9 protein-coding genes and 2 pseudogenes are annotated in these 10,566 nt (G+C 57.6%); 6 read left to right on the forward strand and 5 right to left on the reverse strand.

Annotation, left to right across the window (positions count from 1 at the left end; genetic code table 11):
- Positions 1-68 precede the first annotated feature (68 nt).
- The 5 genes from RXV88_RS22385 (at position 69) to RXV88_RS22405 (ending at position 5,438) form a co-directional block, all read left to right on the forward strand.
- Positions 69-248 carry a hypothetical protein gene (locus RXV88_RS22385; protein ID WP_316295881.1) on the forward strand — a complete coding sequence of 60 codons (180 nt, stop codon included), beginning with the start codon at positions 69-71 and terminating at the stop codon, positions 246-248.
- Between the two features lie 198 nt (positions 249-446).
- Positions 447-1,085, forward strand: coding sequence for a glycosyltransferase family 2 protein (locus RXV88_RS22390; protein WP_316295892.1), 639 nt, complete (start codon positions 447-449; stop codon positions 1,083-1,085).
- 336 nt (positions 1,086-1,421) lie between these two features.
- Positions 1,422-3,449 carry a YjbH domain-containing protein gene (locus tag RXV88_RS22395; RefSeq protein WP_316295882.1) on the forward strand — a complete coding sequence of 676 codons (2,028 nt, stop codon included), beginning with the start codon at positions 1,422-1,424 and terminating at the stop codon, positions 3,447-3,449.
- Entirely contained in the window at positions 3,428-4,036 is a 609-nt protein-coding gene (locus RXV88_RS22400) for a YjbF family lipoprotein (RefSeq protein WP_316295884.1), read from the forward strand. Before RXV88_RS22395 ends, RXV88_RS22400 begins: the two co-directional genes overlap by 22 nt.
- Before the next feature lie 37 nt (positions 4,037-4,073).
- Positions 4,074-5,438, forward strand: a complete 1,365-nt coding sequence (locus RXV88_RS22405; RefSeq protein WP_316295885.1) for a polysaccharide biosynthesis/export family protein — start codon at positions 4,074-4,076, stop codon at positions 5,436-5,438.
- Positions 5,439-5,507: 69 nt separating this feature from the next.
- Here RXV88_RS22405 and RXV88_RS22410 read toward each other — a convergent pair whose 3' ends face one another.
- The 4 genes and pseudogenes from RXV88_RS22410 to RXV88_RS22420 all read right to left on the reverse strand — a co-directional run bounded on the left by RXV88_RS22410 (position 5,508) and on the right by RXV88_RS22420 (position 7,223).
- Complete coding sequence (locus RXV88_RS22410; protein ID WP_316295887.1) at positions 5,508-5,732, reverse strand: sugar transferase; 225 nt, start codon at positions 5,730-5,732, stop codon at positions 5,508-5,510.
- Between the two features lie 34 nt (positions 5,733-5,766).
- Positions 5,767-5,841: pseudogene (locus RXV88_RS23765) on the reverse strand (hypothetical protein); the annotation flags it as partial.
- Positions 5,842-6,084: 243 nt separating this feature from the next.
- Complete coding sequence (locus RXV88_RS22415) at positions 6,085-6,669, reverse strand: transcription termination/antitermination protein NusG (protein WP_316295888.1); 585 nt, start codon at positions 6,667-6,669, stop codon at positions 6,085-6,087.
- Between the two features lie 227 nt (positions 6,670-6,896).
- Entirely contained in the window at positions 6,897-7,223 is a 327-nt protein-coding gene (locus tag RXV88_RS22420; RefSeq protein WP_316295889.1) for a hypothetical protein, read from the reverse strand.
- 348 nt (positions 7,224-7,571) lie between these two features.
- Between RXV88_RS22420 and RXV88_RS22425 the strand changes: the two genes are divergently transcribed.
- The gene (locus RXV88_RS22425) at positions 7,572-9,761 is read left to right on the forward strand and encodes a polysaccharide biosynthesis tyrosine autokinase (RefSeq protein WP_316295890.1); all 2,190 of its coding nucleotides are present in this window, start codon (positions 7,572-7,574) and stop codon (positions 9,759-9,761) included.
- A gap of 391 nt (positions 9,762-10,152) precedes the next feature.
- On the opposite strand, the pseudogene RXV88_RS22430 reads toward RXV88_RS22425, so the two are convergent.
- A pseudogene (locus tag RXV88_RS22430) lies at positions 10,153-10,566 on the reverse strand (hypothetical protein); the annotation flags it as partial.

Genomic DNA, 10,566 nt, shown 5'->3' on the forward strand with positions numbered 1-10,566 from the left:
CGCCGACGAGATCCTCACCTCCGTCCAACGCTTTTGCCAGAAATCATTGGCAAGAACTTCAGATTCAGGTGACTAGCTACGAGGGGCGGATCGAGACCGATCCCTCGAAACCCGACGGGACGCCGCGAAAGCTGATGGATGTCTCGCGGCTCCGCGACATGGGCTGGCAGGCCTCGATCGGGCTCGAAGAGGGCATCCGCGAGACTTACCGCTGGTTCCTTGAGAACAAGGCCGCAATCCGCGCCTAGCCGGACACCAAATGCCGCAGGCGAAATCGGCTGAGCTACTAGTGGAAAGCGAGCCATCTGGAGCCAGGGCGGCACTGACATTATCGAAACGTATCAACAACTACGCTTATGACCGTTACACCTGTTCTTCTCTGCGGCGGCTTCGGGCGCCGAGGAGATGTATTTCGCGACCTCGCATTTTGACACTGATGGCGGCATCTGCGTGACGGCGGTTCAACCGACGGAACACTCTCGGAAATTGCGTCGTGTGAAGACAGTCGGATCGATTTCAAATCTGAACGGGACGCCGGCATCTATGATGCGATCAACCGCGGCATTGCACGGTCGAGTGGCGATGTCATCGGCCTGATGCATTCCGACGACTTTTTTGCCGACGACCAGGTTCTTGCCCGCGTGGCGCAAGCGTTGACCGATCCGGAGGTGGACGGCGTCTATGGGGACCTGGATTACGTCTCCGCAACCGATACCTCGCGCATCATCCGGCGATGGCGGTCCGGTTCCTACACCGCGGCAAAATTGGCCAAAGTCTGGATGCCCCCACACCCGACGCTTTACCTTAGGCGCGCCGTCTTTGAAGAGCACGGGCTTTACGATACCTCTTTTCGCATCGCGGCCGATTACGACGCCATGCTGCGCTACCTTGCCAAAGGCCGGGTCCGGCTCGCCCATATTCCCAAGGTCATGGTCAAGATGCGCGTAGGCGGTGAGAACAACCGATCTTTGCGAAAGATCGTTCAAAAAAGCCGCGAAGACTATCGCGCGATCCGCCGCAACGGAGTGGGTGGCATCGGTACGCTCACGATGAAGAACCTGTCTAAAATCCGCCAATTCCTTTGAAATGGGACATCGAAAACCGGTGATTTTGGCCTTGGCAAGGCGCTGCTGCGCACCAGTTTTCCCTGTTGAAACGCCAAACGTTCTGGCAAGAGGGTTCGACACCGTGAGAAATTTTCAAAATGGCAGTCTCACCCCGATTGGGCACAATGGTCGCGACATTCCGGCGCGTGGCAAATGGGCCACTCGGCGCGTTTGCCACGGCCAAAATACTGGTCGCGGCGTGACCGCGATCGGCATATTTCATAGTGTCTGCGCCAAGGCAGGAGGGGTTTTTTGATCCGTTGGGTGGCAGTGGGAGTGTTGGCGTGTTCAGCAGGGTCGCTTTGGGCGCAGCCCATGCTGGAAACCGGCTACAACACCTACGGCTATCCCGGTTTGATCGACATGCCGGCGGCGCATGCTCGCCCCGACGGAGAGCTCGCCTTCACCAGCAGCTATTTCCAGAAACAGCTGCGCAATACGCTTACCTTTCAGATCACACCCCGTCTGTCGGGCAGTTTTCGCTACGCCAACCTGTGGGACATCAACAATGCGGATTTCCGGTTCGACCGCAGTTTCTCGCTGCATTACGAGATCGCCACGGAAACGCGCAACCGGCCGGCCATCGCCATCGGACTAAACGATTTTCTGGGCACCGGGGTCTATCGATCTGAATACCTGGCTGTATCAAAGACGTTGACGCCGCGCTTTCGCGTTACGGGGGGGATTGGTTGGGGCCGCTTTGCCGGCATTGGCGGTTTCACAAATCCGCTTTCGATCTTCGGCGATCAATTCCGGGACCGGGAAACCCGGACGGGCAACCAGGGTGGCGAAGTCGAGGTCGATCAGCTGTTTCAGGGCGATGCGGCTTTCTTTGGCGGGCTCGAATACCAAGCCACGGACAAGCTCAGCCTCGCGATCGAGTATTCGTCAGACGCCTACCGCCTGGAACGGGTGTCCACCTTCGATTATTTCGCGCCGGTCAACATTGGTGCGACCTATCGGCTGCGCCCCGGTGTCCACCTGAGTGCGCATTACCTTTACGGTTCGGAATTGGGCGTGCAGCTGAGCTTTGCGCTCAACCCGAAGAACCCGCCGGCCTTTGGCGGCCTCGACAAGGGACCGCCACCGGTTGTGCCCCGCCCCGCCGGATCGGCAAGGGCGCTGGGCTGGACGTTTGAGCCAGAAAACCGCGGGCGCATCCGTTCCGATTTATCCGTTGCGTTGGCTGCGACGGGACTGGAGCTGCACGGCCTCTCTTTCGGACCAGGCACAGCGCGCCTGGAAATCGAAAATGATACCTATGTGGCACAAGCGCAGGCCATTGGCAGGGCGGCGCGGGCGATGACGGGGATCATGCCAGCCTCTGTCGACACCTTCGTGATCGTTCCTGTGGTGAACGGCATCGCTGGGTCACAGATCACTCTTCGGCGAGAGGACATCGAAGCGCTGGAAAGTGACCTCGATGGGGCCTGGAAAAGCCTTGCTAGGGCGCGGATCGAAACGCCGGAGACTCCCCTACAACCGCGCGCGGGGCTGTACCCGCGCTTTGAATATGACTTGAAGCCGTACCTCTCCCCCAGCCTGTTCGACCCCGACCAACCTGTACGCGCGGATTTCGGGGCAGAATTGTCAGCACGCTACGAACCCGCGCCCGGGTTTGTTCTAAAAGGGGCGGTGCGCAAGAAGATCGTCGGTAACCTGGATCAATCGACGCGCCCATCGACCTCTGTGCTCCCGCGCGTGCGCAGTGAATTCAACATCTACGAACGCGAGGGGGACCCGACCATTCCAGAACTGGTGGCGACCCGTTTTTTCCGCGCAGGGCCAGAGCTTTACGGCCGCCTGACACTTGGGTACCTGGAGCCCCATTTCGCCGGGATATCGAGCGAACTGCTTTGGAAGCCGCTCGACAGCCGCTTGTCGCTGGGGCTTGAGGTAAACTACGTCCGTCAGCGAGAATTCAAGCAATTGTTCGGCTTGCGCAGCTACGAAATCGCCACCGGTCACGGGTCGGCCTATTACGATTTCGGCAATGGCTTCACCGGCCAGCTCGACGTTGGGCGGTATCTGGCGGGTGATTGGGGAGCGACCATTTCGCTGGATCGAACTTTTCGCAACGGATGGAAGATCGGCGGCTTCGCGACCTTCACGGACGTGTCTTTCGACGATTTCGGCGAAGGCTCTTTCGACAAGGGCATCCGCATTACCGTTCCCATCAGCTGGATTTCCGGCACGCCCACCCGCGACACGTTTTCGACCACGATCCGCCCGGTCACACGTGACGGCGGAGCACGCCTGAACGTGTCAGACCGGTTGCATGACCTGCTGAATGACACACAGAAACCCGGACTGCGCAGCGGATGGGGGCGGTTCTGGAGATGATGCGCGCGCTTATCCTTGCCCTTGCGCTCAGCGCATGTAGTGCCCCCCAGGCGCCCGACCCGCGAAAAGTGCTGTCGCGCGCCCAGCTCGATCAGCTCGACACACCATTGCTTTTGGCCGAGATCGACCGGCTGGACACAGTCGCCACTCTGATCCCGCGCGGAGAAAACCGCGGCATGATCACCTGGCAAACAGGTGGTCAGGTGGCGCTGATGTTTCGCGACGGCGTTCTGGTCGGCACGCGCGGCCTGGGCGACGATCTGATGTCGGCAGATGTGAGCAATACCCGCGCAATGTTGGCCGGGCAGGCAATACCTGAATTCTACCCCCGGTTTCACAGCGGGCTGGATGGGACGTTCCAGACCACGTTCCGCACCTTTCAGTGTCAGCGCATCGCTGCCGAACCGGAGACCATCACCATCTTTGGCCGGCCCCATGCGACCACCCGGACCGACGAGCGGTGTGTTTCACCGGGGCTGGACGTGACCAACAGCTATTGGCGTGACGGGTCAGGGCTCATGTGGAAGTCACGGCAATGGATCAGCAAAAACGTGGGCTATGTTTTAACCGAAAGACTGGTTCGATGAGCATGGTCTGTATAGGAAATCGAGGGGAAGTGATCACATGACCAAAGCTCTATTCGGCATCGCCGCCGTCTGCGCGACCTTGGCGGCCAGTGGATGCGGGGTGACCTATACCAGTCCCTCGGTCGGGGAGCAGGCTGCGGGGGCTGAAGTGCGCGTCATGCCACTGACGGCGCAGACCGTGCTGATGGCAAACAGGCAAAGTTACACACCGCGATCCCTACCCGCCGTCTTTTCTCAAATCGCCGGCGGCGGCTCTTTGCGCGGCGCAGGCGCACTGCCGGAACAGCCCTACCTTCCAACCGAACGTCGCGAAGCGATGGAACTACGTATTCCGCCTGATCCCATTTCCGAACCGTACCGTATCGGTGTCGGAGATGTGCTTTTGCTCGCAACAAAGAGTAGCGGATCGACTGTCGAGGAGCTGTCAGGCCTGTTGGCCGCGCAAAATCAACGCCAAGGCTATACAGTACGGGATGATGGCGCGATTGCGATTCCGGAAATCGGCCAGGTCCAACTGGCCGGAATGACGCTAGAAGAAGCCGAAGCACGGTTGTTCCAAGTGCTCGTCGAAAACCAGATTGACCCGGCGTTTTCGCTGGAAATATTGGAGTTCAACTCCAAACGTGTTGCCGTCGGCGGGTCCGTGGGCAACTCAACACTGGTTCCGATTACGCTCAACACTTTGAACCTGGGCGAAGCTCTGACCGCGGCCGGCGGTCTGAGTGTCGATAATGAGGAATTCGCGTTGATACGGATCTACCGAGACGGTGGGCTCTACCAGATCCCGATTGAGGATTTCTTCTCCCGTCCGGAATTGCAGCGTCTGCGACTGCAGAACGGCGATGCAATTTATGTTGACACCAGCTACGATCTTGATCGTGCTCTGAGCTTCTACCGTCAGCAACTGGATGTGATCAGCTTGCGCCGCTCGGCCCGAACCGATGCGATCAACGAACTGCAGGCAGAGATTGGCTTGCGCCGCGCTGCGCTCAACGAACAACGCGAGAATTTCAATTCCCGAGCGGCTCTGGGAGCAGAGCAGCGTGATTACGTCTATCTTGCGGGCGAGGTGAATGCGCAGAGCCGCTTCGTGTTGCCTTACAATCAGCATGCCACGCTGGCCGATGTCTTGTACGAGAACGGTGGCTTCAACACGACGACCGGCAACCCTGCCGAGATTTATGTGCTGCGGGCCTCGTCCAACCCGGCCGAATTCGGAGCCGTGACTGCCTGGCATTTGAATGCGGCGAACGCGGCGAATATCACGCTCGCCACACGGATGCAGATGCGTCCGAACGATATTGTCTTCATCGAGGAACAGCCGATCACCAAGTGGAACCGGGCACTCCAGCAGGCGTTCCCTACCCTGATCAACACTGCAGCTCGGGCTGCGGCAAACTGATCAACGGAAAATTTGAACGAATGGAAGACGCAGAGCCCCTTGGGACCGCGTCTTTCATTTTGGTGAATGTCATGCACCGTGACGGTAAAGAACCGTGATCAGAGTGCGCCAGAAAATCCAGGTTTCCAGTAAAAATCCTGCGTTCTGTATGTAGTAAAGGTCTGCTTGCACCTTCGAGCTGGTGGCCTCCACGCCTTCGACATAGCCTAGCTGCGTCTGTGCCAGGCCACTTATCCCTGGACGCACCCCATGACTGGCGCGATACCGAGGTACGGTCCGCACGAAGTGGCGCATGGTGAAAATAGTCTGGCCGCGGGCCGATCAGGCTCATCTCGCCGCGAAGTACGTTAATGATCTGAGGCAGTTCATCCAGGCGTGTGATAACGTCCAGAGTCTTTCGCACATTTGACGGTGGTGACGGCTCCTTTCACTCTGGCAGAGAGGAGCAGAGAATGGATGAAAATGAGAAGCCCAAACCGATGGGGCAAGTGATACAGATTGTCAAAAAACGTATCCGGTATGCAACGGCATACACCAGACTGACGAACTGCGCATCTAGTTATTTAAAGCGCCTGTTGCCCTATACGATATACCGTGCGGGCAAGCGGATGTAGCTGCTGAACGCACATATCGAGCCATCTTCAGATCAACCAGCGCCAGCCAGACGCTCAACCTTGTTGAAAGGGACTTTTACAGGAACCTTACGTCCCATCAGGTCAATCAGAATCCGCAAACGCTCACCCGGCTCTAATTTTTCAATAGTTGAAACAATTTCTGAAAAAGGTCCTGCAAGAACACGAATGCGGTCACCTACATGAAAGTCCGCTTCAAGCGGAGTGATGGCTCCTCTCTCGTCACATCTCTCAATGAGCCCGGACATGAATGATGCAGGCAGCGACCTTGGTCGACGAATATCACTCAAAACCAGCCGGGAGATTCCCCGCGTGTAGCCTATCGCCTGCCACCCCGGGTGTTCAGGATCGAACTGAACGAAGATATATCCAGGAAACAAGGGTTGTGAGCTACTTACCACGGTTGCGCCCCGACGTGCGGTCTTTTGACGGTAGGGGCTGAAATGCCGATACCCTTGCCGTTCGAGATTGCGTTGCGCCCTTGAAAGACCGTTGGGCTTCAATTGTGCAACGAACCAGTTCTGGGCCTTAGAGTTCTCCAAAGTTGCCCCCGTTAACTGAGTATAAAACCTTTGCATTTCAAAGGTTAGCGCGTGCAACACAAGAGGCAAGACCCTCACGATTCCGCTGTCCTTGGTTCGACAGCGTTACGAACTTGCCGTGAAAACCTGCCTACATTCCCTGCAGACAAGACCGCGCAAGAGCTCGCGTATCTCCTGCGAAACACGCTAATGGTGCCCTAAACAAACGGTTTCGCGATGCCTGCACTATGCCGAGAACCGAACGCGCGCCGCTTGACGCCATGCAAAGCTTCCTGTCCCCGTGATTACTGAGTGTCAGAGGTACTGGAGCCGCCGCCTGCCGCCGCCGCTGCGACCGCAGCAAGACCAAGTGCACCAAGCACGGGCCCCAGGTCACCGACCAACGGATTCACATTGTTGGTGGGAACATTACCACCATTTCCATCGGCCGCAATTGCCTCATCACTGCAACGTACCTGGATACGTCCATCATCAAGGAACTTGGCAGCAAGCACCTCACGTCCGTCACAGGCATCCATTTCCCGCGCAATTTCGAGAGCGGTCTTTTCTTGCGCCACGGCCGCAGAGGCAAGCAACGTGGCCGACGCAACAAATGTGGTGAAAATCTTCATTTTCTTCTCCGGGGTTAAAAACCTTGTCTCCTTGTACGGGATTCTCTCTGGGGTTTCTAGCGTGAGCGAAGGATGATTCCAGATTTCTCCTGATCTCAGCGCCTTTTCCTGCTCAAACTTTGCGCTTTTGGGTGACTTTAACGGCGCACCTCAACGGCTTGACGCCACATTGCTTGCGCGATGGGCCACCATGCGCCTTGAAGCGTGTAACAGGCTGATCCCTGCGCAGCACAGCCGCGAGGTTTGCCGACATGACTTCTCCTTGAGGGCGCTTCGGGGCAAACCGATTGTCGCTAAACCGCAGGTATGACATACACCGTGGAACGGTAATTTGTGGGTCTCCAACTCATGCAAGAAAAACCTCGAGCAGCTGTTGACAGCCGGTTTAGTAATGAGGCGCAACCCGTGAAGTTGCAGGCTGCCGAAGACGACGAAATCGATTTGCTGCAGCTATTTGGAACGTTGTGGCGCGGCAAACTCATTATCGCCTTCTGCGCAATGGTTACGGTTTTGATCGGAGGGTATTATGCCTTTGTCGTCGCTGTGCCAAAGTACTCGGCAACAACGACACTTGCCCTTCAGCTGCGCAATGAACAGGTCGTCGATATCGAAAGCGTGGTATCCGGCGTTTCGACCGAAACTTCGGCGATCAACACCGAGCTAGAGGTGATCCGGTCGCGCGGCTTGCTGCAAAAGCTGGTAACAGAACTGAACCTGACCGATGACCCAGAGTTCAATTCCGTCCTACGGCCGGCGCCAGCGGTCTCGTTGGAGCCTCTGAAGACGGTCATTCGAAACTTCTTTGAGCAAGCTAAGTCTCCTGAAGCTTCAGATGCTTCGAGTGACGCTCTCCCCGCCGAGCAAGCCACCATGAACCGGACGGTCGGCGCGGTGCGCTCTGCAGTCTCGGCTTCGAACCAACGCAATACCTATGTGTTTTCGATCAGCGCCAAGACCGAAAATCCCATGAAATCGGCACGCATCGCCAACACGCTGGCTGAGCTCTATATCCAGGATCAGGTCGATGTGAAATTTCAAGCAACGGAGAACGCCGTCACCTGGCTGTCGGAGCGGGTGGTCGAGCTGGAGGCTGAGCTTGAAGCGAAGGAAAACCAGATCAAAGACGCGCGCGCGCGCATGGACCTGACCAGCGTCGAGGCGCTTGAAGCACTCAACCAGCAAGCTCGTGATGTCCGCGACCGTTTGGGAGAAACCCGTGCAAATACCGGCGTTCTCGAGGCTCGGCTTTCCCGGTTCGAAGAGTTGCGGGCAGCGGCAAACCCAGCTGAAATGGTGGAGGCTTTTGAGGATCCGACGCTTGATCGTCTCGTCGAAGACGCGGTTGCCGGCGACGAGTCAGCGTTGCGACTCTTCGAATCCCGGTACGATTTGCTGACCGGCCGGGTCGAGACGAATCTGAACAGGGCTCGCCAGCAGGCCGATGCGCTGGCGGCTTCGTTGGCGCGGCTCGAGAGCGACATCGAAAGCCAATCCGCCGGTCTCGTCGAGCTGCAGCAACTAGAGCGCGACACGGAAGCCACGCGCACGCTTTACCAGACTTTTCTCACCCGTCTGAAGGAAACCTCCGTTCAGCGCGGCCTGCAGCAGGCCGACAGCCGCGTCCTTTCGGAAGCGACGCCCGGCACCTATGTTGAACCGCGCAAGAGCAGGATCCTTGCACTTTCCATGATCCTTGGTGTCCTGCTGGGCGCAGGACTTGTTCTTTCGCGACAGTTCTTGCACACCGGCTTCCGTGTGCCGGAAGAACTCGGGGCGCAAACCGGACACATGATCCTTGGGCAGATTCCACGCATCCCAATCCGCCGGCGCAACCAGCTGATCGACTATCTCAACGACAAACCCATATCCGCCGCATCAGAGGCTATCCGGAATCTGCGGACCTCGATTCTTTTGACGGATGTCGACAACCCGCCTCAAATCATCATGTCGACCTCGTCGATCCCGGGCGAGGGCAAGACCACGCAGGCGGTCTCTATTGCTCATAATCTGGCCGGGCTCGGCAAGAAAGTACTCCTGGTTGAAGGTGATATTCGACGTCGCACTTTTGGCGAGTATTTCAATTTTGATGGCGACGGTGGCGGCATCATTGCCGCCATGACGTCAGACACACCCATCGAGGAGTTGATCCTCCGCGATCCTCGCATCGACGTGGATGTACTGATGGGCGAGCCATCACGGGTGAATGCGGCAGACCTTTTTTCGTCCGACCGGTTCAAAGCCTTCCTCGATAGGGCGCGACAGGCCTACGACTTCATTATCATCGACACGCCGCCGGTTCTCGTCGTTCCTGATGCGCGGATCATCGGCCAATCGGTCGATGCCATCATGTTCACCGTTGCCTGGGACAAGACCACAAGAACCCAGGTGAGCGACGCTCTGCGCCAGTTCTCGACCATCAATCTGCATGTCACTGGTCTGGTGCTTGCGCAGATCGATCCCAAGGGCATGAAGCGCTACGGCTACGGCGGTTCATACGGAGCTTACGCCAAGTACGGGACGGGCTATTACCACTCCTGAGCCGCGATGTCGGGCATTCGACACTCAATGAGGTTCTTGACCAGAACCTGAGAGCGGCGGCGCACCTGAAGGCCGATCGTCTGTAATGTTCAAAGGTCAAGCCGTCCCGGCTCGGTGAGGGCGCACTCCGCGATCGATGCTTGCCCCTCTCGGCATCATGCTTCGCATGACCCAGCCGGGCAGTGGATCGCTGTATTGCTGCTCTGACGGCGTGCGAGGCCAGGTTATCGAGAATGACGACGGTTCCGGGTGCAATTTCCCGGACGAGCACTTCGCGGATGTAGGTGGCAAATGACGGAGCATCCATTGCCCCCTTGATGACCCATGGCGCGATCAATGCACCGCAACATGACAAAATCAGCCCTTGCCAAAGGCGGCGTCCACATATGAATCACAGATCAGACGTCTGGGGACTCCCTCCCGATTCAGGTGCAACCCGAAACGCTCTAATATCAAGAAATTTCGCCAAAGACTGAAGCCCGCCATTGTCACCCTGAGTTCGATATGTGTCCCGATAATGGCCACCATAGAAGACAAATGGAGTAGTTTGTCGCAGTTCAAGCCATTGATGTGGCTCCAGTTCGACGTTTTTTCCGACCACCGTCCGGTTCGAGAAGGCGTTTTCGACGATTTCCCGCTTTTCGGCCTCCGTGCCGTGAAGATGAAGCTGCGCAAGACATTTTGCCAGTTCGAGGAAACGCATGCGGTCCGCCTCGATTTCGGCCGGATCCGGCTGTCTCGCCAACTCTTCCTCGAGCGCCGCGATCGACAGCGTCAGCTCACGTTTCTTTTTGCCGAACGTGTC

This window comes from Aestuariicoccus sp. MJ-SS9 (genome assembly GCF_032586235.1).
In the GTDB taxonomy this organism is placed as follows: domain Bacteria; phylum Pseudomonadota; class Alphaproteobacteria; order Rhodobacterales; family Rhodobacteraceae; genus Aestuariicoccus.

Bases quoted from the DNA above. Each gene is read 5' to 3' on its own strand.
- RXV88_RS22395 (WP_316295882.1), top strand. From the start codon at position 1,422: ATGCTGGAAACCGGCTACAACACCTACGGCTATCCCGGTTTGATCGAC.
- RXV88_RS22400 (WP_316295884.1), top strand. From the start codon at position 3,428: ATGGGGGCGGTTCTGGAGATGATGCGCGCGCTTATCCTTGCCCTTGCG.
- RXV88_RS22405 (WP_316295885.1), top strand. From the start codon at position 4,074: ATGACCAAAGCTCTATTCGGCATCGCCGCCGTCTGCGCGACCTTGGCG.
- RXV88_RS22410 (WP_316295887.1), bottom strand. From the start codon at position 5,732: ATGCGCCACTTCGTGCGGACCGTACCTCGGTATCGCGCCAGTCATGGG.
- RXV88_RS22420 (WP_316295889.1), bottom strand. From the start codon at position 7,223: ATGAAGATTTTCACCACATTTGTTGCGTCGGCCACGTTGCTTGCCTCT.
- RXV88_RS22425 (WP_316295890.1), top strand. From the start codon at position 7,572: ATGCAAGAAAAACCTCGAGCAGCTGTTGACAGCCGGTTTAGTAATGAG.